Source organism: Streptomyces flavusporus (assembly GCF_046267975.1).
GTDB lineage: Bacteria > Actinomycetota > Actinomycetes > Streptomycetales > Streptomycetaceae > Streptomyces > Streptomyces flavusporus.
In genome coordinates this window covers 3452984-3479716 of the sequence record NZ_CP176503.1, presented here as the reverse complement: position 1 = coordinate 3479716, position 26733 = coordinate 3452984, and the positions used below count along the sequence as shown (strand labels likewise).

The 26733-nt window shown below is 70.2% G+C and carries 25 protein-coding genes, 2 tRNA genes and 1 pseudogene; 17 read left to right on the top strand and 11 right to left on the bottom strand.

Features of this window, described 5'->3' with window-relative positions; translation table 11 throughout:
- Positions 1 to 105 precede the first annotated feature (105 nt).
- The 3 genes from ACKTSN_RS16400 to ACKTSN_RS16390 all read left to right on the top strand — a co-directional run bounded on the left by ACKTSN_RS16400 (position 106) and on the right by ACKTSN_RS16390 (position 1140).
- A complete protein-coding gene (locus ACKTSN_RS16400) occupies positions 106 to 474 on the top strand; it encodes a WhiB family transcriptional regulator (RefSeq protein WP_019072119.1) in 369 nt (122 codons plus the stop codon).
- A complete protein-coding gene (locus ACKTSN_RS16395) occupies positions 471 to 794 on the top strand; it encodes a hypothetical protein (RefSeq protein ID WP_129802262.1) in 324 nt (107 codons plus the stop codon). The genes ACKTSN_RS16400 and ACKTSN_RS16395 overlap by 4 nt, the downstream gene beginning before the upstream one ends.
- A gap of 136 nt (positions 795 to 930) precedes the next feature.
- Positions 931 to 1140: a hypothetical protein gene (locus ACKTSN_RS16390; protein WP_409469819.1), complete on the top strand. Its 210-nt coding sequence runs from the start codon at positions 931 to 933 to the stop codon at positions 1138 to 1140.
- A 78-nt stretch (positions 1141 to 1218) separates the two neighbouring features.
- On the opposite strand, the gene ACKTSN_RS16385 is transcribed toward ACKTSN_RS16390, so the two are convergent.
- Positions 1219 to 2607, bottom strand: a complete 1389-nt coding sequence (locus tag ACKTSN_RS16385; protein WP_409469818.1) for an ABC1 kinase family protein — start codon at positions 2605 to 2607, stop codon at positions 1219 to 1221.
- Complete coding sequence (locus ACKTSN_RS16380; RefSeq protein ID WP_409469817.1) at positions 2600 to 3814, bottom strand: TOMM precursor leader peptide-binding protein; 1215 nt, start codon at positions 3812 to 3814, stop codon at positions 2600 to 2602. The genes ACKTSN_RS16385 and ACKTSN_RS16380 overlap by 8 nt, the downstream gene beginning before the upstream one ends.
- A 280-nt stretch (positions 3815 to 4094) precedes the next feature.
- Here ACKTSN_RS16380 and ACKTSN_RS16375 point away from each other — a divergent pair, with 280 nt between their 5' ends.
- The 4 genes and pseudogenes from ACKTSN_RS16375 (at position 4095) to ACKTSN_RS16360 (ending at position 8066) form a co-directional block, all read left to right on the top strand.
- Entirely contained in the window at positions 4095 to 4691 is a 597-nt protein-coding gene (locus ACKTSN_RS16375; protein WP_409469816.1) for a M48 metallopeptidase family protein, read from the top strand.
- A 147-nt stretch (positions 4692 to 4838) separates the two neighbouring features.
- Positions 4839 to 6600 (top strand): annotated as a pseudogene (locus tag ACKTSN_RS16370) (TerD family protein).
- 13 nt (positions 6601 to 6613) lie between these two features.
- A complete protein-coding gene (locus ACKTSN_RS16365; RefSeq protein WP_409469815.1) occupies positions 6614 to 7294 on the top strand; it encodes an AIM24 family protein in 681 nt (226 codons plus the stop codon).
- Positions 7295 to 7310: 16 nt separating this feature from the next.
- Positions 7311 to 8066: an AIM24 family protein gene (locus tag ACKTSN_RS16360; protein WP_409469814.1), complete on the top strand. Its 756-nt coding sequence runs from the start codon at positions 7311 to 7313 to the stop codon at positions 8064 to 8066.
- Positions 8067 to 8087: 21 nt separating this feature from the next.
- Here the strand turns inward: ACKTSN_RS16360 and ACKTSN_RS16355 are convergent, their stop codons facing one another.
- On the bottom strand, positions 8088 to 8603 hold the full coding sequence (locus tag ACKTSN_RS16355) for an NUDIX hydrolase (protein WP_409469813.1): 516 nt from the start codon (positions 8601 to 8603) through the stop codon (positions 8088 to 8090).
- Entirely contained in the window at positions 8600 to 10045 is a 1446-nt protein-coding gene (locus ACKTSN_RS16350; RefSeq protein ID WP_409469812.1) for a zinc-dependent metalloprotease, read from the bottom strand. The genes ACKTSN_RS16355 and ACKTSN_RS16350 overlap by 4 nt, the downstream gene beginning before the upstream one ends.
- 193 nt (positions 10046 to 10238) lie before the next feature.
- Here ACKTSN_RS16350 and ACKTSN_RS16345 point away from each other — a divergent pair, with 193 nt between their 5' ends.
- From ACKTSN_RS16345 to ACKTSN_RS16330, 4 genes are all read left to right on the top strand, one after another.
- Positions 10239 to 11351, top strand: coding sequence for an SDR family oxidoreductase (locus tag ACKTSN_RS16345; protein ID WP_409469811.1), 1113 nt, complete (start codon positions 10239 to 10241; stop codon positions 11349 to 11351).
- 206 nt (positions 11352 to 11557) lie between these two features.
- Positions 11558 to 12019, top strand: coding sequence for a molybdenum cofactor biosynthesis protein MoaE (locus ACKTSN_RS16340; RefSeq protein ID WP_409469810.1), 462 nt, complete (start codon positions 11558 to 11560; stop codon positions 12017 to 12019).
- 159 nt (positions 12020 to 12178) lie between these two features.
- Positions 12179 to 12310 carry a hypothetical protein gene (locus tag ACKTSN_RS16335; RefSeq protein WP_409475125.1) on the top strand — a complete coding sequence of 44 codons (132 nt, stop codon included), beginning with the start codon at positions 12179 to 12181 and terminating at the stop codon, positions 12308 to 12310.
- A gap of 53 nt (positions 12311 to 12363) precedes the next feature.
- Complete coding sequence (locus tag ACKTSN_RS16330) at positions 12364 to 13461, top strand: YlbL family protein (RefSeq protein ID WP_409469809.1); 1098 nt, start codon at positions 12364 to 12366, stop codon at positions 13459 to 13461.
- Positions 13462 to 13533: 72 nt separating this feature from the next.
- Here ACKTSN_RS16330 and ACKTSN_RS16325 read toward each other — a convergent pair whose 3' ends face one another.
- The gene (locus ACKTSN_RS16325; protein ID WP_409469808.1) at positions 13534 to 14076 is read right to left on the bottom strand and encodes a PPA1309 family protein; all 543 of its coding nucleotides are present in this window, start codon (positions 14074 to 14076) and stop codon (positions 13534 to 13536) included.
- Between the two features lie 162 nt (positions 14077 to 14238).
- Here ACKTSN_RS16325 and ACKTSN_RS16320 point away from each other — a divergent pair, with 162 nt between their 5' ends.
- From ACKTSN_RS16320 to ACKTSN_RS16305, 4 genes are all read left to right on the top strand, one after another.
- Entirely contained in the window at positions 14239 to 17202 is a 2964-nt protein-coding gene (locus ACKTSN_RS16320) for a UPF0182 family membrane protein (RefSeq protein ID WP_409474843.1), read from the top strand.
- Between the two features lie 54 nt (positions 17203 to 17256).
- Positions 17257 to 17330: transfer RNA gene (locus ACKTSN_RS16315), tRNA-Met, on the top strand.
- Between the two features lie 205 nt (positions 17331 to 17535).
- Positions 17536 to 19353 carry a tetratricopeptide repeat protein gene (locus ACKTSN_RS16310; protein ID WP_409469807.1) on the top strand — a complete coding sequence of 606 codons (1818 nt, stop codon included), beginning with the start codon at positions 17536 to 17538 and terminating at the stop codon, positions 19351 to 19353.
- 104 nt (positions 19354 to 19457) lie between these two features.
- Positions 19458 to 19531, top strand: a tRNA-Met gene (locus ACKTSN_RS16305).
- Between the two features lie 116 nt (positions 19532 to 19647).
- On the opposite strand, the gene ACKTSN_RS16300 is transcribed toward ACKTSN_RS16305, so the two are convergent.
- On the bottom strand, positions 19648 to 20064 hold the full coding sequence (locus ACKTSN_RS16300; protein ID WP_409469806.1) for a Fur family transcriptional regulator: 417 nt from the start codon (positions 20062 to 20064) through the stop codon (positions 19648 to 19650).
- Positions 20065 to 20189: 125 nt separating this feature from the next.
- Here ACKTSN_RS16300 and ACKTSN_RS16295 point away from each other — a divergent pair, with 125 nt between their 5' ends.
- On the top strand, positions 20190 to 21662 hold the full coding sequence (locus ACKTSN_RS16295; protein ID WP_409469805.1) for a catalase: 1473 nt from the start codon (positions 20190 to 20192) through the stop codon (positions 21660 to 21662).
- 92 nt (positions 21663 to 21754) lie between these two features.
- Here the strand turns inward: ACKTSN_RS16295 and ACKTSN_RS16290 are convergent, their stop codons facing one another.
- Positions 21755 to 22147: a CBS domain-containing protein gene (locus tag ACKTSN_RS16290; RefSeq protein ID WP_409469804.1), complete on the bottom strand. Its 393-nt coding sequence runs from the start codon at positions 22145 to 22147 to the stop codon at positions 21755 to 21757.
- Between the two features lie 124 nt (positions 22148 to 22271).
- Positions 22272 to 23072, bottom strand: coding sequence for a histidinol-phosphatase (gene hisN, locus ACKTSN_RS16285; protein WP_385513398.1), 801 nt, complete (start codon positions 23070 to 23072; stop codon positions 22272 to 22274).
- Between the two features lie 152 nt (positions 23073 to 23224).
- Between hisN and ACKTSN_RS16280 the strand changes: the two genes are divergently transcribed.
- Entirely contained in the window at positions 23225 to 23833 is a 609-nt protein-coding gene (locus tag ACKTSN_RS16280; protein WP_409469803.1) for a TetR/AcrR family transcriptional regulator, read from the top strand.
- Between the two features lie 9 nt (positions 23834 to 23842).
- Here the strand turns inward: ACKTSN_RS16280 and ACKTSN_RS16275 are convergent, their stop codons facing one another.
- The 3 genes from ACKTSN_RS16275 to aroA form a co-directional block, all read right to left on the bottom strand.
- A complete protein-coding gene (locus tag ACKTSN_RS16275; RefSeq protein ID WP_409469802.1) occupies positions 23843 to 24166 on the bottom strand; it encodes a DMT family transporter in 324 nt (107 codons plus the stop codon).
- 136 nt (positions 24167 to 24302) lie between these two features.
- Complete coding sequence (rsgA, locus tag ACKTSN_RS16270; RefSeq protein WP_409469801.1) at positions 24303 to 25313, bottom strand: ribosome small subunit-dependent GTPase A; 1011 nt, start codon at positions 25311 to 25313, stop codon at positions 24303 to 24305.
- A gap of 18 nt (positions 25314 to 25331) precedes the next feature.
- Positions 25332 to 26648 (bottom strand): 3-phosphoshikimate 1-carboxyvinyltransferase, encoded by a 1317-nt coding sequence (gene aroA, locus ACKTSN_RS16265; RefSeq protein WP_409469800.1) that lies wholly within the window; start codon positions 26646 to 26648, stop codon positions 25332 to 25334.
- Positions 26649 to 26733 lie beyond the last annotated feature (85 nt).

Below are 26733 nucleotides of genomic sequence, written 5' to 3'. Positions count from 1 at the left end.
GAACGGGATGACAGAGCGAAGGGGCCTCGGGACAAGAAAAGAACCCGGTACCAGCCGCCACCCGGTCCCACAGGACCGGAACGACCAGACGAGGAAGACGACACCGTGCAACTCGAAGCGCACGCCCCGTCCGTACCGCCTTCCGAAACGATCCCCCCGCCCGGCCTCACGGAGGACTCCACCTTGACCCCGCTCACCGCGCTCACCGCGCTCGACGACGCCATCGAGAACCTCGGCGTGCCCGTCCCCTGCCGCTCCTACGACCCGGAGGTCTTCTTCGCCGAGTCGCCGGCGGACGTGGAGTACGCCAAGTCCCTCTGCCGTACCTGCCCGCTGATCGAGGCCTGCCTCGCCGGCGCCAAGGAACGGCGTGAGCCCTGGGGCGTCTGGGGTGGCGAGCTGTTCGTCCAGGGTGTCGTCGTCGCCCGGAAGCGGCCGCGTGGCCGCCCGCGCAAGAACCCGGTCACGGCATGAACACCGCAGGAACGATCGACCGCCCCCTCACGCACGACCCCCAGAAGCAGGCCCCGATGAAGCCGTCCACCAACGAGCCCACCGGCTCCGCGACACCAGACGTCACCACCACCGGCGCGAACGACTCGCGCCAGAACAGGACCCGCGAGATGCAACTCATCCCAGAAGCCCTGGCCCGTGCGCATATGCACGACCGGCTGCACGAGGCGCACCAGGAGCGCCGGGCCCTGCGCCTGGTGGCCGCGCGCCGGATGCAGCGCCGGGCCGAGCGGGCCTCGAGGCGCGCCCGCCGCGCGCTCGCCATGGCCGTCATGCAGTAACCCGGAACACCTGAAGCGGTGGCCTCCCGACCTGAGGAGGCAAAAGCTCCCCGCGGGGGCCGGTCCGTCCGAGCGGACCGGCCCCCGCGGTGCGTTGTGTCCTGCGAACCGTCGGGTACGGCGATATCGTCGCCGGGTGACGAGTCTTCCCGGAGGCAGTGACGACGGCGGCTCTGCCCCGAAGCCCCGACCCATCGTCTGCGCCCGCTGCGGTGCCCAGGCCCGCGGCCCGCAGCCCACCTGGACGTGCTCTGTGGAGCACGGCACTCGCCGCTATTTCTGCGACTCCTGCTCGCGGGAGAACCTCAGGGCGATTGAGGGGCGGTTGGACTCGGCGTGGTGGTAGGGGCTCTGGGGCCCTCCCCCCCCACCCCGCCCCCCAACCCCCTTCAAGTAGCCGAAAACGGCAGCCCAACAGCCCGGCTCACGCCTCCGCCGCAGCCTCCTCCTCGCCCATGCCGTCCTCCTCGTCCACGCCTTCCTCCGCCAGGAACCCCGGCAGCCACTCCTCCAGTTCCTCGCGCAGCCTTACCGTCGCGCCGAGTTGGCACAGCACCCCGATGGTGCTGAGGGTCACCCGGTGTATCAGGAGGTACGCGGGCGGCAGGTTGAGCTGCTTGCCGAGCTGGCAGGCGGGGGAGCGGGGGTCGGCGACGCGGGCTGCCTGGCTGCGCATCCAGCCGCGGGTGAAGGTGAACTCCTCGACCTGGGCGGGCTCGATGATGGGCAGCAGGTAGTCGAGGACCGCGTCGGGGTCCAGCTCGATGGACTGTTTGACGAAGCCCTCCTCGCAGAGCAGGTCGTAGACGGCCTGTGCGTCGCCGTCGAGGGTCATCCGCAGGGAGTGGCCTATGGGCGTGGGCAGGCCGCCCGGGAGGCGGTCGACCGTGCCGAAGTCCAGGACTCCGAGGCGCCAGTCGTCGTCCCCGCCCGGACCGCCGGGCAGGAGGCGGAAGTTGCCGGGGTGCGGGTCGGCGTGCAGGAGGCCGGTGCGGGCCGGGCCGGAGAAGAGGAAACGGGCGAGGAGCTGACCGGCCCGGTCGCGCTGTTCCTGGGTGCCGTCCCTGATGATCTCTGACATCGGAATACCGTCGATCCACTCGGTGATCAGGACCTCGTCGCACTGGTGGACCACGGCCGGCACCAGGACGTCCGGGTCGTCGGCGAACTCCTCTGCGTGGGTTTGCTGGGCCTGCGCTTCCAGGCCGTAGTCCAGCTCCTCGGAGACGCGGTCCCTCAGCTCCGCGATCAGCGGCTTGATGTCCATGCCGGGAATGAGGGGACCCACCAGGCGGGAGAAACGGCTCAGTTGGTTCAGGTCGGACAGCAGGGCCTCGCCTGCTCCCGGATACTGCACCTTGACCGCGACCTCACGTCCGTCGTGCCACACGCCCCGGTGCACCTGGCCGATCGAGGCCGCCGCGGACGGCTTGTCCTCGAACTCCAGGAACAGCTCCTGCCAGTCCTCGCCGAGCCGCTCGCCGAGCACGGTGTGCACGGTGCGCGTCGGCATAGGAGGCGCCGCTTCCTGGAGCTTGGTGAGGGCCACTCGGTAGGGGCCGGCGATCTCCTCGGGCAGGGCCGACTCGAAGACGGACAGGGCCTGCCCGAACTTCATCGCGCCGCCCTTGAGCTCTCCGAGCACTTTGAAGAGCTGTTCGGCCGTCCGCTGCTGCAGTTCGCGGCCGACTATCTCTGCGGATTCGCCGACGATCCGCTTGCCCAGGCCCCAGGTGGCCCGCCCGGCGAAGCCGAGCGGGAGCGCGGCGAGCTTGGCGGTACGGGTGACCGCCTTGCGGGGAAGATCAGACATGCGCCCTCCAGGTCCCAGCCGGTCGCGCCGCGCCCGCCGTACGGCGTAACTCCCTCGGCGACCGTTCCACCGCCATTGTCTCGTGTGCCTCCGCATCCTCCGAGGCGCGTTCCCCCTTACCTCTCTCCGCAGCCCCGCACGGGCATGCGGGATGGGCCCAGACCGGCCGCGCATGCCACTGAAGGCCTGGCAGCGAGACCTCCCAGCGCGCGCCCGCGCTGGAGGGCATCTGGCCGTCGAGGAAGGCGAGTGTGTGTGCGGCCGCCAGCCCGGCGACGGTGGTGGCCAGGGCCAGGTCGCAGGGGCGGACATGGGGCTGTCTGCCCGAGCGCCACTGGGCGACCAGGCGTGGCCAGGTCTGGTCCCGGTCGGTGCGGTCCTCGTGCAGACAGCGGGCGCAGCCCGTCTCGCCGGGCAGGACGAGCGGCCCGACCACGCCGGTTCCCTCGACGACCCCGGCATACAGGTGGGGCGTACCCGAAGTGATGAGTGGTTCTGCGGTGTCCGGGGCGGGGGCGTGCACGGCGACATCGTCGCGTGGGGCGAGGATCACCAGTGAGTAGCCGGGGTCGGCCGCCTCGATCCGTGGCCTGGGGCCGCGGCGGGGTGGGCGGTCCGGTGCGGCGCGGCGCACGGCACGGCGGGCGGCTTCGTCGCGGCGCTCGCCGACGGACTCGGCGGGCAGCCCGCCCGGCGCGACATCCCACGGTTCGACCCGGCCGCAGTCGCGCACGTCCACCTCGCCGACTCCGGCGCCCGACAGCAGGGAGGCCAGGACGGTGCCCACCCGGCCGGCCCCGCGCACCTGTACGCGGAGGGAGCGACGGGCGGCCAGGCGGCTGATCGCGTCGCCGGGTCGGGAGGTGGTCAGGGACAGCGAGGCCACGTCGGGGCGGAGCCGGTCGAGGACCTCTTTCTTCGTGCGTAGTGCGTCGGCGGCCGGGCTGCCTCCCTTGGCGTCGTCGAGCAGTCCGGCCCGGGCCAGCCGCTCGACCAGCGCGTCGACATGACCGTCCGGCAGGTCCATGCGCCGTCCCTCTTCGCGCAGGAGCGGCAGGCCGCGAGTGCCGTTGAGCAGTTCGAGGAAGTGTCCCGTGGCCGAATCCATCGGACCCAGTGTCATCGCGTGCGCCGGTGTCATGCCGAACTGCACGGTGTTGAGGTCGCGCCAGCCGCGCCTGAGCGCGGGCTTCACTTTCGGATGCATGTCAGGCCCCCGTAGCCCCTGGAAGGTCGCGGTCAGGTCCCGGTCCTGGTCCCTGCCCTGCCCCTGCTTGTACCGTTTGTTGCTCTTTACTGCGGTTCGTCGGTGGAGGTGGTCTGTGTTCCGCCGACGAGTGCCAGCATGCCTGGCGCGGCCGTCCGGTGCCGAAAGTTGTCCACAGGCGGGGCATGTTTGTCGTACAAATCAAACGCTCGGTGGGGGATCGGAATCGAACCGTCCCGGAGTCGGGACTTCCCCCGTGTGCAGCGGGTAACGTCGGGGCGTGTCCGCCGACCCACTGCACCGCGCCGGAAAGCCACAGCGCAGCACGACGAGTCCGCCGTCGAGCGGCTCGGGGGCGAGCCCGATCGAGGTGCGCCGGAGTGCCCGTCGACGCAGGACGGTCTCTGCGTACCGCGAGGGCGATCGCACCGTCGTGCTCATCCCAGCCCGGATGTCCAAGGCTGAGGAGCAGCGCTGGGTGACCGTCATGCTCGACAAACTGGCCGCCCAGGAGAGCAAGCGGGCGCTCGGCGACGCCGAACTGGCCGAGCGTGCCGAGCGACTGTCCGCCCAGTACTTCGACGGCCGTGCCCGACCCGCCTCGGTGCGCTGGGTCACCAACCAGAACACGCGCTGGGGCTCGTGCACCCCGTCCGAGGGCAGCATCCGGCTGTCGCACCGTCTGCAGGGCATGCCCGAATACGTCCTCGACTACGTCCTCCTCCACGAGTTGGCGCATCTGCTGGTGCCCGGACACGGGCCCCGCTTCTGGCGGCTGCTGGAGGCGTATCCGCGCACCGAGCGGGCGCGGGGCTACCTGGAAGGCGTGGTCGCCGCCGAGCGGTTGCCGCATCTGCCCGGCGCGCGCGGTGAGTGATCCCCGCCCTGCGACGGGCTGACCTGTCCTCAGCCACCGCTGAGCAGTGGTTCTGTACCGGGTCTGTACCGACTTCGTCCGGTGTCCGCGTTTGCCGTTAGCCTGGCGCGACGCACTCGCATTCCGGATGGGGGACGGTCGTTACGCATGGCCAGGGAATTCCAACGCGGCCACAAGGCCAGGATCAGTGATCTCACCGCGGGCACGGATCTGTACGTAGGTGTGCAGATCTCGGGTCCTGGACTGAGCTTCGACATCAGTTGCTTCGGTCTGGACGCCGACGAACGGCTGTCGGACGACCGGTACTTCGTCTTCTTCAACCAGCCGAAGTCTCCCGAGGAGTCCCTGCAACTGCTCGGTGCCCAGGCGGGCGACACGGAGTCCTTCCGGGTCACGCTCGACCGGATCCCGCCGCAGATCCAGAAGCTGTCGTTCACGGCGACGATCGACGGCGCCGGGCAGATGCCGCAGATCAACCCTGGATACATCCGCATCGTCGCGGGCGGTGAGGAGGTGGCCCGGTACTCGTTCAACGGCTCGGAGTTCTCCACCGAACGGGCCGTCATGCTGGGCGACTTCTACCTGAAGGACGTGTGGCGGTTCGCGGCCGTCGGACAGGGCTTCGACGGCGGGCTGGAGGCGCTGCTGAAGAACTTCGGTGGTGAGGTCGCCGAGGAGGAGACGCCGACCGAGCCTCAGCCGCCCGCCGGTGCCGCTCCCGGGTTCGCCCCGCCCGCCCAGGCCGCCGCACCGCCCGCGTTCGGAGCCCCGGCCGCACCCGCGCCCACCACGGCACCCTCCCCGGCTCCCACGCCGCAGCCCGCAGCGCAGGGATTCGCGCCCTCCGCGGGAGCCACCCCGCCCCCAACGTCGGCGCCCGCACCTCAGGTGCACACTGCGCCGACCGTCGTCGCGCCCATGACCCCGCCCGGCGGCGCCGTGCCACCGCCCGCCCCGGCGCCCGCGCCGCCCTACGGCCAGCCCGGCCAGCAGCAACCCGCGTACGGCCAGCCGGGCCAGCAGCCGCCCCAGCCCTCGTACGGCCAGAGCGCCCCCGGCCAGACCGCCCCGCTGCCCCCCGGCTACGCACAGCCGCAGGCCCCCGCAGGCCCCGCAGGCCCCCACGCCGCCCCCCGGTTACGGACAGCCGACCCCGCCCCCGGGCTACGGGCAGCAGCCCCCCGCCGGGCAGGTCCCCGGTCAGTCGGCGGCCCCCTACGGCGCCCCCCAGGGTGGCGCCCCGCAGGCGCCCGGTGTGGCCGGCGCACTCCAGCAGTTCAAGGAGACGCCCACCGGGCAGCGCTGGACGCAGCAGAACAGGAAGCTCGTCCGCGTCGACCTCGGCATCGGCGGCCAGCCCGTACTCGCCCGGCAGGGCAGCATGGTGCTCTACCAGGGCAAGGTCGACTTCAGCTACAAGGGCGCCGGATTCGCCGGCCGGATCGTGGGCAACGCGACCGGCCAGGAGATGCAGCTGATGCGCTGTACCGGCCAGGGCCAGGTGTTCCTCGCCGAGAATTCCACGATGCTGCACCCCATCGAGCTCCAGGGCGACGGGATCTGCGTCTCCGCCGAGAACGTCCTCGCCTTCGACGAGAGCCTGCAGTACGAGGTCCGCCGGATCGAGGGGCACGGCATCCCGGGCGGCGCGCTGTTCACGATGCAGTTCACCGGCACCGGCACGATCGTCGTCAAGACGCACGGCACGCCCGTCGTGCTGCCGGTCACGCCGACCACGTTCGCCGACTGCAACGCCGTGGTCGCCTGGTCGGCCGCCTCCCAGGTGGTCGTCTCCAGCCAGGTCCGGATGCGCCGCAACGCCTACCCCGGCGACACCGGAGAGAGCGTCAACCTCCAGTTCCGCGGCGCGCCCGGAAACTTCATCGTCGTCCAGCCGTACGAGATCTGAGGGAGAGCCCGTCATGAACCAGCCGCTCGCGGGCTACGCCCCCGCACCCGTCACCGCCCGCATGGAGAACCACGGCAACCACATGCTGAAGGTCGCCATGCAGACCGGAAACGACCTCCTCGCGCGCGTGGGGTCGATGGTCGCCTATGAAGGCTTCATCCAGTACGAGCCCAACCCGCCGGCCGTCCGGCAGATCGCGAAGGACTGGCTCACCGGTGAGGGCGCGCCCCTGATGAAGTGCTCCGGGGACGGCCTGCTCTACCTCGCCGACTACGGCGCCAACGTCGTCGTGATCAACCTCAACGGCGACGGGATCTCCGTCAACGCCACCAACCTGCTCGCCTTCGACGCGCACCTCACGTGGGGCGTGGAGCGGGTCAAAGGGCTGGCGAAGTTCGCCGGACAGGGCCTGTGGAACACCAGGATCTCCGGGCAGGGCTGGGTCGCGCTGACCTCCCGGGGCAAGCCGATCGTCGTCGACTGCGGCGGCGGCGAGGACGAGACCTACGTCGACCCGGACGCGCTCGTCGCCTGGTCGCCGAACCTCAAGGTGAAGGGCAAGCGCAGCTTCAAGGCGCAGTCGCTCATCGGCCGCGGCAGCGGTGAGGCCTACCAGATGGCCTTCTCCGGCCAGGGCATCGTCGTCGTCCAGCCCAGCGAGGACAGCACCGACCGTCTCCGGGTCCGGGGCTGAGGGGGAGCGCCACACCATGCAGAGTCCGCTTTTCGCCCACAACGACCAGCAGACCCAGGAACGCTGGAGCCTGCAGAACAAGCAGATGCTGCGCGTCGCCCTGGAGGGCCACGACGACATCCTGGCCCGCAAGGGCACCACGGTCGCCTACCAGGGACTCGTCGAGTTCGACGCCGAGTACCAGAGCAACAGCCAGTCACGCGCGCGTGCGCACACCGGCGAGGGCCTGGACCTGATGCGCTGCCATGGGCAGGGCACGGTCTACTTCGCCAACCTCAAGCAGCACGTTCACATGGTGGACGTGGATCAGGACGGGCTGACCGTCGACAGCAGCTATGTGCTGGCGATGGACTCCTCCCTGCACCACGAGGTCATCGCCGTCGACAGCCTCTACGGCATCTCCGGCTCCGGGAAGTACCAGCTCAACATCACCGGCCGCGGCCAGGTCGCCCTCATGACCTCGGGCATGCCGCTGATGATGCAGGTCACACCGGACAAGTACGTCAACTGCGACGCCGACGCGATCGTCGCCTGGTCCACCGGGCTGCGCGTGCAGATGCAGGCGCAGACGCACTCCTCCGGGGTGTGGCGGCGCCGCGGCAACACCGGAGAGGGCTGGGAGCTCAGCTTCATGGGCACCGGCTACGCGCTGATCCAGCCCAGTGAACTGCTGCCGCCGCAGAACGCCCAGATCGGCCAGGGTGCCGCCGCGCAGTTCGGCATGGGGCAGCACGGGGCGCGCGGGCAGAACCAGGGGAACGTCTGGAGCTGAGCGGCCGCCCCTTACGCCGGTTCAGATGCGGGCGCGTGTGGCGGCCAGCAGTCGCACCACCGAGTCGTCCGCCACGTCCGCGACCTCGTCGTAGGCGAACCAGCGCAGGTCGAGGGACTCGTCGCTGATGGCTTCCAGAGCCCCGGGCGGGGCGATCGCCGCGTACTGCACGTCCAGATGCCAGGCGCACGGCGTGTGATGGCGGTCCAGACGCACCGGGCCGCTCTGCAGCAGGCGCAGAGAGGCGATGCCCGACTCCTCCACGGCTTCGCGCAGCGCCGCGCCCGCGAGCGTGCTGTCGCTCTGTTCGCAGTGCCCGCCCATCTGGAGCCACATGCGCAGCTTCCTGTGAAGGGTCAGCAGCACGCGCTCGCGCTGCGGATCGACGACCAGAGCACTGGCCGTGATGTGCCCGGCCGTGCAGTCCTTCCACATGCCGTCCGGACGTTCCGCCAAATGGTCGAGGTAGGTCTGGCGCAGCTCGTGCTGGTCCTCGTAGCTCTTGAGTACGAGGACCGCGTCGTCATGCAGGCTCACTCGGCGTCGTCGCCCTTGTCCTCGTCCTTGACCTCGCCCTGGTCCTTCTTCCTGAGGTCCGGCTTGTCCGCCGCCTCGCCGAGCATCTTGTCCAGCTCGGAGAAGTCGATCTGCTCCCGGTGTACGAAACCGTCCGGGTCGTCCAGGTCGGAGGCCGTCGGCAGCATGTCCGGGTGGGCCCACAGGGCGTCCCGGCCGTCGACACCGCGCGCGTCCGTGAGGGACGCCCACAGACGGGAGGCGTCGCGCAGCCGGCGCGGGCGCAGCTCCAGGCCGATCAGCGTGGCGAAGGTCTGCTCGGCCGGGCCACCCGAGGCGCGCCGGCGACGCAGCGTCTCGCGCAGGGCGTCGGCGGACGACAGACGAGGCTTCGCCGCCGCGTGGACCACCGCGTCCACCCAGCCCTCCACGAGCGCCAGAGCGGTCTCCAGACGGGCCAGGGCGGCCTTCTGCTCCGGGGTGTCCTCCGGTTGGAACATGCCCTGCTGGAGGGCGTCCTGCAGCTGCTCGGGGTTCTGCGGGTCGAACTGGCCGACGACGTCCTCCAGCTTGGCCGTGTCGACCTTGATCCCGCGCGCGTACCCGTCGACCGCGCCGAACAGGTGCGAGCGCAGCCACGGCACATGCGCGAACAGGCGCTGGTGGGCGGCCTCACGCAGGGCGAGATACAGCCGCACCTCCTCCTTCGGTACGCCCAGGTCCTTGCCGAACGTCTCGATGTTGACCGGCAGCAGCGCGGCCTTGCCGGCCGGGCCGAGCGGCAGGCCGATGTCGGTCGAACCGACCACCTCGCCCGCGAGCACGCCCACGGCCTGCCCGATCTGCGTGCCGAACATCGCGCCGCCCATCGAGCGCATCATGCCGATCAGAGGGCCCGCCATGGCCTGCATCTCCTCCGGCAGGACATCGCCCATGGCCGCGCCGACACGCTCGGCGACCGGGTCGACGAGCTCCTGCCACGCGGGCAGGGTCGCCTCGACCCACTCCGCGCGGCTCCAGGCCACCGCGGAGGCGGCGCCCGACGGCAGGGACGTGGCATCGTCCAGCCACAGGTCGGCCAGGCGGACGGCCTCCTGGACCGCGGTGCGCTCGGCGGAGCCGACGCTCGCGTCCTTCGAGCCGTCCGACGTGCCCTGGGAGACCGTCTGGCGGGCGATCTGCTTGGCCATGTCCCAGTTCACCGGGCCGCCCTCGTAGGAGAGCATCTGGCCCAGCTGCTGGAACGCGGCGCCCAGATCGGTGGGGTTCAGCGAACCGAACATGGCAGCGAGCGGATTGTCCGCACCGGGGCCGCCAAAGCCTCCGGCGCCGGGCAGCCCGAAACCGAACGGGTTGGCCGGTCCCTGCCCACCACCGCTCTGCTGGTCGTCCTTCTTCTTGCCCTCGTCGCCGTTCTCCGGCTCCTCCGGCGGAAGGCCGAATCCGAATGGGGTGTCACTCACGGGATTCCTCGGCTGGTAAGGCCGCCGGTTCTTTCCGACGGCACGACTGCCCGACAACACCACCCAGCGTAGACACCCGGGGCGGTTCGGGCCTCGGTGCTCCGCCGACTCACGGCCTGCGGCAGGATGGATGCCACCTGGTACGTACGCGTCACTCGCGCTCGTATGTGAAGACAACCGCTGGAGACACCCGGTGAGTTCCCCAGATCCGCAGGTTCGCGCAGCGCGAAACCACTCAACCCCGTCGGCCCTGCGCGGGCCCGTCGTCGCGGTCACCGGCGCCGCGTCCGGCGTCGGCGCGCTGCTCACCGCGCGGCTGGCCGCGTCGGAGGAGATCAAGCAGGTCATCGCCATCGACGAGCGGCGCGGAGAGTGCGCGGCGGCGCAGTGGCACATCCTCGACGTGCGGGACCCGGCGATCGCGGAGAAGCTGCGAGGCGCGGACGTGGTGGTGCACCTGGCGCTCGACCTCGACCTGGAGAGCGACGCGGCCGCCCGGACGGCGTACAACGTGCGCGGCACGCAGACCGTGCTGACCGCTGCCGCCGCGGCCGGGGTCCACCGGGTCGTGCTCTGCACATCGGCGATGGTCTACGGAGCGCTGCCGGACAACGAGCTGCCGCTGTCCGAGGACGCCGAACTGCGCGCCACCGCGGAGGCCACGGGGGTGGGGGACCTGCTGGAGATCGAGCGGCTCGCGCGGCGCGCTCCGCGGGCGCATCCGGGACTCAATGTGACCGTGGTACGGCCCGCGGTGCTGGTCGGCGGCACCGATACCGCGCTGACCAGGTACTTCGAGTCCCCTCGGCTGCTGGTCGTCGCCGGTTCGCGGCCCGCCTGGCAGTTCTGCCACGTCGAGGACCTGTGCAGTGCTCTGGAGTACGCCGTCCTGGAGAAGGTCGACGGGGAACTGGCCGTCGGCTGTGACGGGTGGCTGGAGCAGGAGGAGGTCGAGGAGCTGAGCGGGATCCGGCGCATGGAACTGCCCTCGGCGGTCGCGCTCGGGGCGGCGGCCCGGCTGCACCGGATCGGGCTCACACCGTCTCCGGCGGGGGATCTGGCGTACACGATGTACCCGTGGGTGGTGAGCGGGAGCCGGCTGCATGACGCCGGGTGGCGGCCGCAGTGGACCAATGAGGAGGTGCTTGCGGAGCTGCTGGAGGAAGTTTCCGGGCGGCACACGGTGGTCGGCCGGCGGCTGGGACGCAAGGACGCCACTGCGGCGGGGGCTGCGGGCGCGACGGTGGCGCTGCTGGGTGCGGCGGCTGTGGTGCGGCGGGCTCGGAAGGCTCGGCGGCGGATCTGAGGGGTGCTGTGGGCCGGCGTGGCTGCGTCGGCTCGCTTGCCCCGCGCCGGCGGGTGCCTCCCCCACTCTCGGCTTCGCTCGAGCGGGGGCCCCATCGCCCTGGGGGTCTCCCCAGGCCCTTGAGGCACTGGGGGAGGCACGACTGCCCGCAGCTACGTGGGTCACCTGTATTTCGAGGTGTCTCAGGGGTGAGGCACGATGGAGCCATGGCAGCTATGAACGATCATCCCGGTGAGCAGGGCGCGCAGGATCCCATCAAGCTGATCGGTATCCGCGAGACACCGCTCTCCCTCGACGAGGTCTTCCGGGCCGTCGGGGACGACGCCGCCGGCGGGACCGCGCTGTTCGTGGGGACCGTGCGGAACCACGACGGGGGAGCCGACGTGGACGAGCTCGGATACTCCTGCCACCCGACCGCCGAGGCCGAGATGCGGCGGATCGCCGAGAAGGTCGTCGCCGAGTTCCCGGTGCGGGCGCTGGCAGCCGTGCACCGTGTGGGGGATCTGAAGGTCGGGGACCTCGCCGTCGTCGTCGGCGTGTCGTGTCCGCACCGCGGGGAGGCCTTCGAGGCCTGCCGCAAGCTCATCGACGATCTCAAGCACGAGGTGCCGATCTGGAAGCACCAGAAGTTTTCGGACGGAACCGAGGAGTGGGTCGGCGCCTGCTGAAATCTGTGGGGGGCTCCGTTAACCCTTCCGGTTGCGTAACCGCACCCCTGACGTGAGCGTTGTCGGTGTAGACGGTTGATCTGCTGATCAGTCAGTCGCAGACGCTCATCGGGTTGGGAGGTCGGCATGGCGGCGCTCGCCTGGTTGCTGATTCCGCTTGTGGCTGCGATCGCCGCAGGCTTGTGGGGCAGTTGGGCCAACCGGACCCGCAGGGCGCGCAGCGACGGCCCCGAGCTGGACGGGTACGCGCGCTTCCGTGAGGCCATGGAGAAGTCCCGCACCAGCCCGTGACCGCCAGGACGCCCTGACGGTGCGCTGACAGAAGCGTCCCGTACTGTCGTTCCATGCCACGCCGCACCGCGACGATGCTCGCCTCCACCCTGATGCTGATCGCGCTCCTGTGCGCGGGAGTACTCATCCCCGTGCCGTACTCGGAGATGTCCCCGGGGCCCACGGTGAACACCCTCGGGGACCACGACGGCGAGCCGGTGCTGCAGATCTCCGGCCGCAAGACCTATCCGACGAGCGGCAACCTCAACATGACGACCGTCCGCGTCACCAGCGCCGACTACCGCATGAACCTCGTCGAGGCCGTCTACGGCTGGCTCGCGCACGACAACAAGGTCGTCCCGCACGACACGCTCTATCCGGACGGCAAGACCGAGGAGGAGTCCACCCAGGAGAACGCCGAGGAGTTCAGCCAGTCCCAGGAGAGCGCCAAAGTCGCCGCCCTGAAGGAACTGGACGTACCGGTGAAGTCGTGGGTGATCGTCTCCACCGTGGTCAAGGACTCCCCGGCCGAGGGCAGACTGCACGCCGGTGATGTGATCAAGGCTGTCGACGGTACGACGGTGAAGGCGCCCGCCGATGTCGCCGAACTGGTGACCAGGCACAAGCCCGGCGAGGACGTCGTCTTCACGATCGTGCCCGCCAAGGCGCAGGCCGCCGCCGAGAAGGAGAACCGGACGGCGACGAAGACCGAGAAGGTCACGATCACCACCACGACCTCCGACGACACCGGCAAGAAGCGCGCCATCGTCGGCATCTCCGCGGGCACGGACCACACGTTCCCGTTCACCATCGACATCAAGCTCGCCGACGTCGGCGGCCCCAGCGCCGGCCTGATGTTCGCGCTCGGCGTCTACGACAAGCTCACCCCGGGCAGCCTCACCGGCGGCTCGTTCGTCGCCGGCACCGGCACCATCGACGACGAAGGCGAGGTGGGCCCCATCGGCGGCATCGAGATGAAGACCGTCGGCGCACGCAGCAAGGGCGCCCAGTACTTCCTGACGCCCGCCGACAACTGCGCGTCCGCCGCCAAGGACACCCCCAGCGGTCTCACGCTCGTCAAGGTGAACACCATCGACGACGCGCTCGACGCCCTCGAGGACATCCGCAGCGGCGACACCGCCGACCTGCCGAAGTGCACTACCAAGGGCTGAGCGACAGGGCTCACGCACGGCCGGGGGCGCCCGCACGATCAAGGGCGCCCTCCAGTGCCGTACAGGTGGACCTCACTCCTCGAACGTCGCCGCCAGCGCCTGCGCCAGCCCCGGCACCAGCTTCGAGCCGGTGAGGACCTCCGTCGGCGAATCCTTCTCCCGCAGCCGCAGCGCCGACTCACGCGTACCGTCCCGCAGGACGGCGACCGTCATCCGGACCTCCTGGCGCTCCGGGTGCCGCGCCACCCACTTCGCGAGCGCGGCCTCGTCCAGGTCCTCCGGAACCTGCGCCTCCGCGGACGGCGGCAGCATCAGCCGCTCCACCGTCAGCGCACAGCCGGCCACCGCATCGGGCCAGGCGATCGTGCCGAGGAACTCGTCGAGCGGCTTGTCCGTTGGAACCTCGTCCTGCTCGATCGGGGTGAGACCGGCGGCCTCCTGCTCGTCCCCCAGGCCGAGCTGCGCCGCGAGCGCGGGTTCCTGGGCCCGCAGCTGCGCGGTGTCTACAAGGGCGAAAAGGCGGGCGGGCTGGTCCCAGCCGAGGCCGGAGGCGTACTCGTCGATCTCGAGTACGGCCCGGGTGAGCGGGCTCGCTGCCATGGGAGTGTTGGACATGGTCACAATCCTGCCTCGTTCCCGGCCGGAATCGGGAACCGAGTAAAGCGTGAGTAAGTTGCATAGGTGAGGGCCTACGATCACGGGGCCCATCGAACGGCCCGCGAACACAGGGCCTGACAGACCAACAGCGATTTTCGAGGTGCCACCTTGGCTTTCCAGATGCCGGACCGCGGCGGAGGCCCGACGGGGCCACGGATCAGAGTGGGCCGCCCGTCCCGGCGAGTCCGGACCCTGCTCATGACACTGGGCGTCCTTGCCGTACTCGGCATGGCGTTCACCATGTTCGCGGGCTTCTGGACGGACTGGCTCTGGTACCGGTCGGTGAACTACTCGTCCGTCTTCACCACCACCCTGTGGACCAAGATCGGACTCTTCTTCGTCTTCGGCCTGCTCATGGCCGTCGCCGTCGGATTCAACATCTGGCTGGCCCACCGGCTGCGCCCGCCGCTGAGCGCGATGTCGATGGAGCAGCAGAGCCTCGACCGCTACCGGATGGGCATCGCGCCCTACAAGAAGTGGCTGCTGCTCGGGATCACCGCCCTGGTGGGCCTGATCGCGGGCGCGTCCGCGTCCAGCCAGTGGCGCACCTGGCTGATGTGGGTCAACGGCGTGCCCTTCGGGCAGAAGGACCCCCAGTTCCAGCTGGACGTCGCCTTCTACGCCTTCGACCTGCCCTGGTACCGGTTCCTGCTCGGCTTCGGCTTCGCCGCCGCGATCCTCTCCGTGATCGCCGCCGCGCTCACCCACTACCTGTACGGCGGGCTGCGCATCACCAGCCCCGGCGCGCGCGCCACGGCCGCCGCGACCGGACACCTGTCGGTGCTCATCGGCATCTTCGTCGCGCTGAAGGCGGTCGCGTACTGGCTCGACCGGTACGGCCTCGCGGTCAAGTCCAGCGACTTCAAGGCGACGGACAACTGGACGGGCCTGCGGTACGTCGACGCCAACGCCTATCTGCCGGCCAAGACGATCCTGTTCTGCATCGCCGTCATCTGCGCCCTGCTGTTCTTCGCCACCATCTGGCGGCGCACCTGGCAGCTGCCCCTCATCGGCTTCGGCCTGATGGTGCTCTCGGCGATCCTCATCGGCGGGCTGTACCCGGCGATCGTGCAGAAGTTCCAGGTCCAGCCGAACGAGCAGGCCAAGGAAGCCCCGTACGTCGCGAAGAACCTCAAGGCGACGCGTGACGCGTACGGCATCGAGGGCACCCAGGTCACCGAGTACTCGGGCACGAGCAACACCGAGGACGCGACCAAGCTGCGCAACGACGTCGACTCCACGGCCAGCATCCGCATCATGGACCCGAACATCGTCTCGCCGACGTTCCAGCAGCTCCAACAGATGCGGAAGTACTACGCGTTCCCGACCAATCTGGACGTCGACCGCTACAGCGCGGAAGGCAAGGACCAGGACACGGTCATCGGTCTGCGTGAGCTGAACTACGCGGGCATCGACAAGCAGAACTGGATCAACAACCACTTCCGCTACACCCACGGATACGGCGTGGTCGCCGCCAAGGGCACCACCGCCGACTCCGAGGGGCGCCCGGTCTTCACCGAGTCCGACCTGCCGTCCAAGGGCCAGCTGCCCAGGTACGAGCAGCGGATCTACTACGGCGAGAAGACCAACACGTACTCGATCGTCGGCGGTCCCCAGAAGGAGATCGACTACTCCGACGACAGCGGTGAGAAGACCTACAGCTACGAGGGCAAGAGCGGGATCAACCTCGCCAACCCGATAAACCGGGCCGCGTACGCGGTGGCGCTCAACGAGCCGCAGATCCTGTACTCCGGCGCGATCGGCGAGGGTTCGCGGATCCTGTACAACCGCACACCCAAGGAGCGCGTCGAGGCGGTCGCCCCCTGGCTGACCATCGACGGCGACGCCTACCCGGCGGTGGTGGACGGCAAGATCCAGTGGATCGTCGACGCGTACACGACGACGAACGGATACCCGTACGCCTCCCGTACGACCCTCGGTACCACCACGGCGGACTCGCTGACCGCGACCAACGACCAGCGCGCGGTGGTGGCCCAGCAGAACCAGGTCAACTACATCCGCAACTCGGTGAAGGCGACCGTCGACGCGTACACCGGCGAGGTCAAGCTCTACCAGTGGGACACCCAGGACCCGGTCCTGAAGACCTGGATGAAGGCGTTCCCCGACACGGTGGAGCCGCGGAGCGAGATCAGCAGCTCGCTGATGGCCCATCTCCGCTACCCGCAGGACCTGTTCAAGGTCCAGCGCGAGCTGCTCACCCGCTACCACGTCAAGGACGCCGACACGTTCCTGAGCGGCAGCGAGGTGTGGCAGGTGCCGGACGACCCGACCAACAAGTCGGGCGACGCGGTGCCGCCGTACTACCTGAGCATGAAGATGCCCGACCAGAAGGAACAGGCGTTCTCGCTGACGACGACGTTCACGCCCAACGGGCGCGACAACCTCAGCGCGTTCATGTCGGTCGACGCCGAGGCGGGCACCAGCGGCTACGGCAAGATCAGAATCCTGAAACTGCCCACCAGTACGACGGTCAACGGACCCAAACAGGTCCAGAGCCAGTTCAACTCCGAACAGGACATCGCCGAGTCCATCCGGCTGCTGAGAGGCGGCGACTCGGAAGTGGAGTACGGCAACCTGCTGACGGTGCCACTGAACGGCGGACTGCTGTACGTGGAGCCGGTCTACGTACGCGGTGGCGGACTGAAGTACCCGCTGCTGCGCAAGGTGTTGGTGTCCTACGGCGGCAACACCGCCTTCGAGGACACTCTCGACCAGGCCCTCAACAAGGTCTTCGGCGTGGAGGGTTCGACCCCGACACCACCGGACGAGGGCGAAGGTGAGGACACGACACCGCCGCCGACGTCGGACAACCCCACGGTCCAGGAAGCGCTCAGCGACGCCCAGAAGGCCTTCGAGGCCGGCCAGGAAGCCCTGAAGAACAATGACTGGGAGGCCTATGGCAGGGCCCAGGAAGACCTGGAGGAGGCGCTGAAGCGGGCCGAGAAGGCGCAGTCCCAGGCCGACAACACGGGCGGTGGCGGTGGCAACAGCAGTCCCAAGCCCACCAAGAGTCCCAGTCCCTCTGGCAGTCCCAGCCCCACCAGCAGTCCGAACAGCAGCTGATCGAAGCGGTTGGTAAAGCTCTCCCCGCGTCGTGATACGGTTGCAGAACAACGACGCGGGGTGGAGCAGCTCGGTAGCTCGCTGGGCTCATAACCCAGAGGTCGCAGGTTCAAATCCTGTCCCCGCTACTGAAGTCGAAGGCCCGGATCCTCCAAGGATCCGGGCCTTCGTGATGTGCGAACGCGTGTGCCGACGTGTCGTATCGCCGTGCCGCCGTGGGGAGTTGGCAGAACTGTGTTTGACTTATCTCTCTGTGGGCATGTCGACAAAACGCTGAAGTGACCTCACTGGCTGCGGTATATCAGATGTACCCAGGTTGCAGGTGGTGCGACGATGGACGTTATGGGGGGCAAGGCAACTCTGTTCGAGACAGGGCGATTTGTGCAGCCTTCCGGCCAGGAGGAGACCCGGGACGAAACCGGCGAAGCGGCCGAGGAGGCGCGTCAGCGGCTCGCCGCCGAGGCCGGTGACGTCGAGGCGATGAGCGTCCTCGGCGCCATGCTGCTGCGCCGCGGCGATCTCGACGGAGCCGAACCCCATCTGCGCGCCGCGACCGCCGAGGGCGACCGCGCCGCCGCCAACAACCTGGGCGTCCTGCTGCACCAGCGTGGGTACGCCGACGAAGCCGCCGGGTGGTGGCGGATCGCCGCCGTCGCCGGCAGCGCGGCCGCCGCGCACGCCCTCGGGCGGCACCACCGCGAACGCGGTGACGAACCCGCCGCCGAGTACTGGCTGCGCCAGTCCGCCGAACAGGGACACGTCCTGGGCGCCTACGCCCTCGCCGACCTGCTGGAGCACCGCGCCGACGCCGACGCCGAGCAGTGGATGCGGGTCGCCGCCGAGCGGGGCCACCGGGAAGCGGCGTACCGGCTGGCGCGCACGCTTGATCGCCGGGCGGTACAGGAGGGCGGGGCCAGGTCTGACAACGGTGTCGAGCCGTCTGCGGAGGCGGAGGCCGAACAGTGGTACCGGCAGGCTGCCGCACGCGGCCATCGTCGGGCCGCGCTGCACCTCGGGGCGATCCTCGAGAAGCGCGGCGAGCTGAAGGAAGCCGGGCGCTGGTACCTGACGTCCGCCAAGGACGGCGAGGCGCGCGCCGCCTGCGCGCTCGGCTTCCTGCTCCGGGACGCCGGGGACGAGGAGAGCGCCGCCGTCTGGTGGCTGCGCGCCGCGCAGGAAGGCGACGGCAACGCGGCCAACGCGCTGGGCGCGCTGCACGCCGAGCGCGGCCAGACCCAGACCGCCGAGCGCTGGTACCGGGCCGCGATGGACGCCGGGGACGTCAACGGGGCCTACAACCTCGGGCTGCTCTGCGCCGAGCAGGGGCGGACCGCACAGGCCGAGCAGTGGTACCGGCGCGCGGCGTACGCCGGGCACCGGGAGGCGGCGAACGCGCTCGCGATCCTGCTGCTCCAGGGCGGGGACCAGACCGGGGCCGAGCCATGGTTCTCCAAGGCCGCGGAGGCGGGGAGCGTGGACGCCGCGTTCAACCTGGGGATTCTGTATGCCGGACGGGGCGAGGGCGCGGCCGCGCTGCGGTGGTACGAGCGGGCCGCCGCCGCCGGGCACATCGAAGCCGCGCTGCAGGTCGGGATCGCGCGACTGCGGGACGGGGACGAGCTGGACGCCGAGCGGCATCTTCGGCGTGCGGCCGGTGGAGGGAGTGCGGAAGCCGCCTACCGGCTGGCGGCCCTGCTCGACGCTCGGCGGCCGCCGGCTCCTCAGCATGAGCTGGGGGAGTCGGTGCACGAGAAGTCCGAGTGCGAGGAGTGGTACGAGCGGGCGGCTCATCAAGGGCATCGCAGAGCGCAGGTGAGGGTCGGGATGCTGGCCGCGGCGCGCGGTGATGTCGTCGAGGCGGCTCGGTGGTACCGGGAAGCGGCCGAGGCCGGGTCACGGAACGGGGCGTTCAATCTTGGGCTGCTGTTGGCTCGGGAGGGGAGTGAGCCGGAGGCTGCCGTGTGGTGGACGCGGGCCGCTGACGCGGGGCACGGGCGGGCGGCGCTGCGGCTGGCCCTCGTCTACGCGCGTCGGGGGGAGCTGGCGGAGGGGCAGCGGTGGGCCGACCTTGCCGTGAACCTGGGGCCGGCGGAGGTTTCGGAGCGGGCGGCGCGGTTGCGGGATGCCTTGCGGGAGGAGCTGTCGGCGTGACGGGGTGCCTCCCCCGGAGGGGGGCCACGAATGCCCGCGGGTGGTCGGTGCAGGTAACTGATTTGCTTCCTTCCTCGTCATTGACGTAACGTTGCATTCATCGACGCGGGGTGGAGCAGCTCGGTAGCTCGCTGGGCTCATAACCCAGAGGTCGCAGGTTCAAATCCTGTCCCCGCTACTGAAGGCTGAGGGGCTCGGATCATTCGATCCGAGCCCCTCAGTGCGTTTGAGTGCACGTGCGCAGCAGAAAACCCCGGCACCGTATCGATGCCGGGGCTGGCTGGAAGGCTGTCGTTACGCGCTCGTGCAGTTCGGGCAGAGGCCGCGGTACGTCACCTCGACGTCCGAGACCGTGAAGCCGAAGCGCTCCGTGTCCGGGAGGTCGGCCAGCGGGTTGCCGTTCGGATGGACGTCGCGGATCGCCCCGCACTGGGCGCACACCAGGTGGTGGTGGGGCCGGTGGGCGTTCGGGTCGTACCGCTTGGCGCGCTTGTCGGTGGCGACCTCGAGCACCTCACCGAGGGACACCAGCTCGCCCAGCGTGTTGTAGACGGTCGCCCGGGAGATCTCGGGCAGCTTGGCGACAGCCCGCGCGTGGACCTCGTCGGCCGTCAGGTGGACGTGTTCGCCGTCGAGGACCTCGGCCACAACGCGCCGCTGCGCGGTCATCCGCCATCCACGTCCGCGCAGTCGTTCCAGAAGGTCACTCATAAAGCTCAGCTTAGCAGCTGGTAACCAGTTTACGAATGGGTGTGGCTTTGGAGCTCCACTTGACTTAGACAACATCCATTGTAGGATCGAGCCTGACTTTGGCCGAGGGACAGGAACGGTCAGGAATGACGCAGGAGGCGCACGTGACGCAGGGACCGCTTACGACGGAGGCCGGTGCTCCGGTCGCCGACAACCAGAACAGCGAGACCGCGGGCGTCGGCGGCCCGGTGCTCGTCCAGGACCAGCTCCTGCTCGAGAAGCTCGCCCACTTCAACCGTGAACGCATCCCGGAGCGGGTCGTGCACGCCCGTGGCGCCGGTGCCTACGGCACCTTCACGGTGACCGCCGATGTGACCAGGTACACGCGTGCCGGGTTCCTCTCCGAGGTCGGCAAGCAGACCGAGGTCTTCCTGCGCTTCTCGACCGTGGCCGGCAACCTGGGTGCGGCGGACGCCGTCCGTGACCCGCGTGGCTTCGCGCTGAAGTTCTACACCGAGGAGGGCAACTACGACCTCGTCGGCAACAACACCCCGGTGTTCTTCATCAAGGACGCCATCAAGTTCCCCGACTTCATCCACACCCAGAAGCGCGACCCGTACACCGGCTCGCAGGAAGCCGACAACGTGTGGGACTTCTGGGGGCTCAGCCCGGAGAGCACCCACCAGGTGACCTGGCTGTTCGGCGACCGCGGCATTCCCGCCTCGTACCGCCACCTGAACGGCTACGGCTCGCACACGTTCCAGTGGAACAACGAGGCCGGCGAGGCCTTCTGGGTCAAGTACCACTTCAAGACCGACCAGGGCATCAAGAACCTGACCGCCGAGGAGGCGGAGGTCCTGGCGGGCAAGGACCCCGACTCGCACCAGCGCGACCTGCGCGAGGCCATCGAGCGCGGCGAGTTCCCGACCTGGACCGTGCAGGTGCAGATCATGCCGGCGGCGGACGCGGCGACGTACCGCTTCAACCCGTTCGACCTCACCAAGGTGTGGCCGCACGAGGACTACCCGCCGATCGAGATCGGGAAGCTGGAGCTCAACCGCAACCCGGAGAACATCTTCGCCGAGGTCGAGCAGTCGATCTTCTCCCCGGCGCACTTCGTGCCCGGCATCGGCCCGTCCCCGGACAAGATGCTCCAGGGCCGCCTCTTCGCCTACGGCGACGCCCACCGCTACCGCGTCGGCATCAACGCCGACCACCTGCCGGTGAACCGCCCGCACGCCACCGAGGCGCGCACCCACTCCCGTGACGGCCACCTGTACGACGGCCGCCACAAGGGCGCGAAGAACTACGAGCCGAACAGCTTCGGCGGCCCGTTCCAGACGGACCGGCCGCTGTGGGCCTCCACCTCGGACTTCACGGCCGGCACGGGCAACCACCCGGCGCCGGTGCACGCCGAGGACGACGACTTCGTCCAGGCGGGCAACCTCTACCGCCTGATGTCCGAGGACGAGAAGGAGCGCCTGATCGACAACCTGGCGGGCAGCATCGCCGGGGTGTCGCGCGACGACATCGCCGAGCGGGCGATCGACAACTTCCGCCAGGCGGACGGTGACTTCGGCAAGCGGCTGGAAGCCGCGGTCCAGGCCCTGCGCGGCTGACACCGACCAGCACTGGATCGCTTGCCGCGGCAGCGGGCCGGGTTCCTCGGGGAGCCCGGCCCGTTCCGCGTCTCCGGGGACTGTTCGGAGGGTCAGGCCGGTACCTGCTGCCGGGCCGGTACCCAGCAGCGGATGATGTCGCGGACCGAGACGATGCCGACGGGTTCGCCGCGGTCGAGGACGATGAGATGGCGGAAGCCGCCGTGCGCCATGGCACGGGCCGCCTCCTCCAGGGTCCAGGCCGGGGCGGCGAAGACGACGTCGGTGGTGGTGTGGGCGTGGGACAGCTCCGTGTCCAGGTCCTGGCCCAGGCCCACGGAGTTGAGGATGTCCCGCTCGGTGAGGATGCCGATGCCGCCGGCGTCGGGGTCGAGGACCACGGCCGCGCCGACCCTGCGGGCGGACATCAGGGCGGCTGCCTGGCGAAGCGTGTGGGTGGGGCCGATGGTGAGGACCACCGTGCTCATGGCGTCGCGGACGAGCATGGGATGGAGCCACCTCCTGAGGAAGCCCCGGCTTCGGTCAGTGCACTTTGTTCACCGTTTCACAAATTCACAAGGCCGGGGATTCTCAGAGTGGCAGGCAAAGAGAGGGTCAACAAGAGGGCGTTCAATAACGCTGGTTGAGATACCCCAGCAACTCGTCGTGGAGCAGGCCGTTCGACGCGGCCGCGTTGCCGCTGTGCGGGCCCGGACGACCGTCGAGGCCCGTGAAGGTGCCGCCGGCCTCCGTCACGATGATCGCGTTCGCGGCCATGTCCCAGAGCGACAGTTCGGGCTCGGCGCACATGTCGACCGAGCCCTCGGCGACCATCATGTACGGCCAGAAATCGCCGTACGCGCGCGTGCGCCAGACCTCGCGGGTGAGGTCCAGGAAGCCGTTCAGACGGTCCTGCTCCTCCCAGCCGGACAGGGAGGAGTACGCGAACGAGGCGTCCGACAGCTTGGAGACACGGGAGACGTGCAGCCGGGTGGCGGAGGACAGGCTGCGCCCGGTGAAGGCGCCGTGGCCCTTCGCGGCCCACCAGCGGCGGCCCAGGGCGGGGGCGGAGACGACGCCTACGACGGGCTGGTAGCCGCCCTCCGCCGCCTCCATCAGCGAGATGAGGGTGGCCCAGACGGGGACGCCGCGGACGTAGTTCTTGGTGCCGTCGATCGGGTCGATGACCCAGCGGCGCGGGCCGGTGCCCTCGATGCCGTACTCCTCGCCGAGGATCGCGTCGCGGGGGCGGGCGCGTTGGAGCTGGCCGCGGATGAGCTCCTCGGCCGCCCGGTCGGCCTCGGACACCGGCGTCATGTCGGGCTTCGTCTCGACCTTGAGGTCGAGGGCCTTGAAGCGGTCCGTCGTCGCGGCGTCGGCGGCGTCCGCGAGGACGTGGGCGAGACGCAGGTCGTCGAGATAGTCGGGCATGAGCGAACGGTATCTGGATCTGTTGGTACGGGGCTATGGGGGGCGGCGCGGGAGGGGGCGCCCTGGTGCGCCCCCTCCCGCGCCTGTGCGAACCCTTGACAGTGCCCCCGGGCGCGTCAAATCTGGGCAGGAATTCGTTGTCCCGGGAGGCGATGATGCCTGCAGCGCGGGAGTCCCTGCTGGATGCCGCTTACACGGCGCTCGCCCGTCGGCCGTGGGCCGCGGTGCGGATGGTGGACGTGGCCGCGGCGGCCGGGGTGTCCCGGCAGACGCTGTACAACGAGTTCGGCAGCAAGGACGGGCTGGCCCGGGCGCTGGTACGCAGGGAGGCCGACGGGTATCTCGCCGGCGTCGAACGCGCGCTGGCCACCCACAGCGACGCCCGTGAGCGGCTCACCGCCACCGCGGAGTGGACCACGTCGGCCGCCCGGGAGAACGCGCTGGTGCGGGCCATGCTCACCGGCTGCTGGAACGAACGGCTGCCCGCGCCGAGGCTGTCGGCGGTGCCGTCCTCCTCCGCCATACCCGCGCAGCGGCGCGCCGACGGGCCGCTGCCCTCGCCCGGCGACTTCGTGGCGCTCGTCCGCGACCGCGCGGTGGCGGTGCTGGCCGGTCCCGGCGCGCAGCAGACGGACACCGCCGACCTGGCCCGCTCCTGCGAACTGGTCGTCCGCCTCGCGCTGTCCTGCGTGGCCGCACCGCCTGTCGAGGGCGGGGTCGCCGACCTGGTGCGCGGGGCCCTGTACCGGCAGCCGGTGTGAGCCCTCGGGTCAGTGGGCCGAGCCGGACAGCTGGAGGCCGATGATGCCGATGATCACCAGGCTGATCGAGACGATCTTCAACGTGGACACGATGTCGCCGAGGAAGACCATGCCGTAGATGGCGGTGCCGGCCGCGCCGATGCCGGTCCACACCGCGTAGGCGGGGCCCACGTCGAGCTTTTTCAGGGCCAGTGTCAGCAGGCCGAAGCTGCCCAGTGCGAAGATGCAGAAGGCGACGGTCGGCCACAGCCGCGTGAAGCCGTGGGACAGCTTCAGGCAGACGGCGAAGCCGGTTTCGAGCAACCCGGCCACGATGACCAGCAGCCACGCCATGTGCTGTCCTCCCCGTACGTCCACGTCCTGTGACCGCTTGTCAGGCTTTGCTCCCCCTTGGGATCCGGCCTAGCGATTATGCCCTTACCGGACCCGCCGGGAGGCAAACCCCGCGTGAAGAGAAACAACGCGCGGGTCAGTCGCCTTCCTTGCGCTCCCGCGTGGCCAGCAGCCGGCGCAGCGAGTACAGGCGGGCGGGGTCGGCATGGCCCTCGGCCACCCAGGCGTCCAGCGCACAGTCCGGCTCGTCGTGACTGCACGCGCGCGGGCAGCCCTCCGTGCCCGGTTCCAGGTCGGGGAAGGCGTGGATCACCCGGGACGGGTCGACGTGGGCGAGGCCGAAGGACCGTACGCCCGGGGTGTCGATCACCCAGCCGTCCGTGCCGGACAGCGGGAGCGCCAGGGCCGACGTCGTGGTGTGCCGGCCACGGCCGGTCACCACGTTCACATGCCCGGTCAGGCGGCGGCGCTCCTTGGGCACCAGCGCGTTGACCAGGGTCGTCTTGCCGACGCCGGAGTGGCCGACGAAGGCCGTGATCTTGCCGTCCAGCTGGTCCCGTACGCGGTCCGCCGCCTCGCCGCTGTCCAGTTCCTCGCGGCTGGTGACGACGTACGGGATGTCCAGGTGGCCGTAGAGCTCCAGGAGCTTGTCGGGCGGGGCGAGGTCCGACTTGGTCATGACCAGGAGGGGTTCGAGTCCGCCGTCGAACGCCGCCACCAGACAGCGGTCGATCAGACGCGGGCGCGGCTCCGGGTCGGCGAGGGCGGTGACGATGGCCAGCTGGTCGGCGTTGGCCACGACCACCCGCTCGTACGGGTCGTCGTCGTCCGCGGTGCGGCGCAGCACCGACGTGCGCTCCTCGATGCGCACGATCCGGGCGAGCGTGTCCTTCTTGCCGGACAGATCGCCGACGAGGGCCACCCGGTCGCCGACCACCGCCGCCTTGCGGCCCAGTTCGCGGGCCTTCATCGCCAGCACGATCCGGTCCTCGACGAGGCAGGTGAGCCGGCCGCGGTCGACGGTGAGGACCATGCCCTCGGCGGCGTCCTCGTGCTTGGGCCGGATGTTCGTCCGCGGCCGGTTGCCCTTGCGGTTGGGGCGGGAGCGGATGTCGTCCTCGTCGGTGTGCTTGCCGTAGCGGCGCATGACCTGATCCCCGCGTCCCTACGCCCCGAGCATCCCGGTCCACAGGTCGGGGAAGTCCGGCAGGGTCTTCGCCGTCGTCGCCACGTTCTCGATCTGCACGCCCTCCACCGCGAGGCCGATGATCGCGCCGGCGGTGGCCATCCGGTGGTCCTCGTAGGTGTGGAAGATCCCGCCGTGCAGTGGGCGCGGGCGGATGTGCAGGCCGTCGGCCGTCTCCGTGACGTCACCGCCGAGTTCGTTGATCTCCTTGGTGAGGGCGGCCAGCCGGTCCGTCTCGTGCAGGCGCAGGTGGGCCACCCCGCGCAGGGTGGACGGGGAGTCGGCGAGGGCGGCGACCGCCGCGATGCCGGGGGTCAGCTCGCCCACGTCGCCGAGATCCACGTCGATGCCGTGGACCGAGCCCGATCCGGTGAACTCGAGGCCGTAGTCGGTCAGTTCGCAGGAACCGCCCATCTCGGTGAAGATCTCGCGCAGCCGGTCGCCGGGCTGGGTGGTGCGCGACGGCCAGTCCGGGATCAGCACCTTGCCGCCGGTCACCAGCGCCGCCGCCAGGAACGGCTGGGCGTTGGACAGGTCCGGCTCGATGGTCAGGTCCCTGCCGAGCAGGGCGCCCGGAGTGACCCGCCAGACGTTCGGCTCGCCGCCCGACTCCGGGGTGTCGACCTGGGCGCCGACCGCGCGCAGCATGTCGACGGTCATGCGGATGTGCGGCAACGAGGGGAGCGTCGAGCCGGTGTGGCGGACCTCGACGCCCTGGTTGAAACGCGGGCCGGACAGCAGCAGCGCCGACACGAACTGGGACGAGGAGGAGGCGTCGATCTCGACCGGGCCGCCGTCCAGGGCGCCCCCGCCGTGCACCGTCAGCGGCAGCGCGCCGCGACCGTCGTCGTCGATCCGGGCGCCGAGGACGCGCAGGGCGTCGATCACGCCGTTCAGCGGGCGCTCGTACGACCTCGGGTCCCCGTCGAAGCGGATGGGGCCGTCGGCGAGCGCGGCGACCGGCGGCAGGAACCGCATCACCGTGCCGGCGTTTCCGACGTCGACCGTGGCCGGGCCGCGCAGACCGGCCGGGAGCACCCGCCAGGCCTCGCCGGTGCCGTCCGGACCCACGCCCTCCTCGACAGCGACGCCCATCGCACGCAGGGCACCCGCCATCAGGAGCGTGTCACGGGAACGCAGCGGGCGGCGCAGCCAGCCGGGCTCGGAGGCGAGGGCGGCGAGCACCAGGGCGCGGTTGGTGACCGACTTGGACCCGGGCACGTGGACCGTGGCATCGACGGCTCCGCTCGCGTGCGGGGCGGGCCAGAGGGTGGTGTGTGCGGGGGTTCGGGCCATAGGGCCCACTCTATAAGGACGCTGCAATTCGGGTGCGGCGCCGTTGTGGCTGGTCGTTCCCCCACTCTCGGCTTCTCCCCCACGC

Coding starts and splice junctions, on each gene's coding strand:
- ACKTSN_RS16395 (WP_129802262.1), top strand. CDS start 471: ATGAACACCGCAGGAACGATCGACCGCCCCCTCACGCACGACCCCCAG.
- ACKTSN_RS16385 (WP_409469818.1), bottom strand. CDS start 2,607: ATGTCTGATCTTCCCCGCAAGGCGGTCACCCGTACCGCCAAGCTCGCC.
- ACKTSN_RS16380 (WP_409469817.1), bottom strand. CDS start 3,814: ATGCATCCGAAAGTGAAGCCCGCGCTCAGGCGCGGCTGGCGCGACCTC.
- ACKTSN_RS16365 (WP_409469815.1), top strand. CDS start 6,614: ATGAACCAGCCGCTCGCGGGCTACGCCCCCGCACCCGTCACCGCCCGC.
- ACKTSN_RS16360 (WP_409469814.1), top strand. CDS start 7,311: ATGCAGAGTCCGCTTTTCGCCCACAACGACCAGCAGACCCAGGAACGC.
- ACKTSN_RS16340 (WP_409469810.1), top strand. CDS start 11,558: ATGGCAGCTATGAACGATCATCCCGGTGAGCAGGGCGCGCAGGATCCC.
- ACKTSN_RS16330 (WP_409469809.1), top strand. CDS start 12,364: ATGCCACGCCGCACCGCGACGATGCTCGCCTCCACCCTGATGCTGATC.
- ACKTSN_RS16325 (WP_409469808.1), bottom strand. CDS start 14,076: ATGTCCAACACTCCCATGGCAGCGAGCCCGCTCACCCGGGCCGTACTC.
- ACKTSN_RS16320 (WP_409474843.1), top strand. CDS start 14,239: ATGCCGGACCGCGGCGGAGGCCCGACGGGGCCACGGATCAGAGTGGGC.
- ACKTSN_RS16310 (WP_409469807.1), top strand. CDS start 17,536: ATGGACGTTATGGGGGGCAAGGCAACTCTGTTCGAGACAGGGCGATTT.
- ACKTSN_RS16300 (WP_409469806.1), bottom strand. CDS start 20,064: ATGAGTGACCTTCTGGAACGACTGCGCGGACGTGGATGGCGGATGACC.
- ACKTSN_RS16295 (WP_409469805.1), top strand. CDS start 20,190: ATGACGCAGGAGGCGCACGTGACGCAGGGACCGCTTACGACGGAGGCC.
- ACKTSN_RS16290 (WP_409469804.1), bottom strand. CDS start 22,147: ATGCTCGTCCGCGACGCCATGAGCACGGTGGTCCTCACCATCGGCCCC.
- hisN (WP_385513398.1), bottom strand. CDS start 23,072: ATGCCCGACTATCTCGACGACCTGCGTCTCGCCCACGTCCTCGCGGAC.
- ACKTSN_RS16280 (WP_409469803.1), top strand. CDS start 23,225: ATGATGCCTGCAGCGCGGGAGTCCCTGCTGGATGCCGCTTACACGGCG.
- ACKTSN_RS16275 (WP_409469802.1), bottom strand. CDS start 24,166: ATGGCGTGGCTGCTGGTCATCGTGGCCGGGTTGCTCGAAACCGGCTTC.
- rsgA (WP_409469801.1), bottom strand. CDS start 25,313: ATGCGCCGCTACGGCAAGCACACCGACGAGGACGACATCCGCTCCCGC.
- aroA (WP_409469800.1), bottom strand. CDS start 26,648: ATGGCCCGAACCCCCGCACACACCACCCTCTGGCCCGCCCCGCACGCG.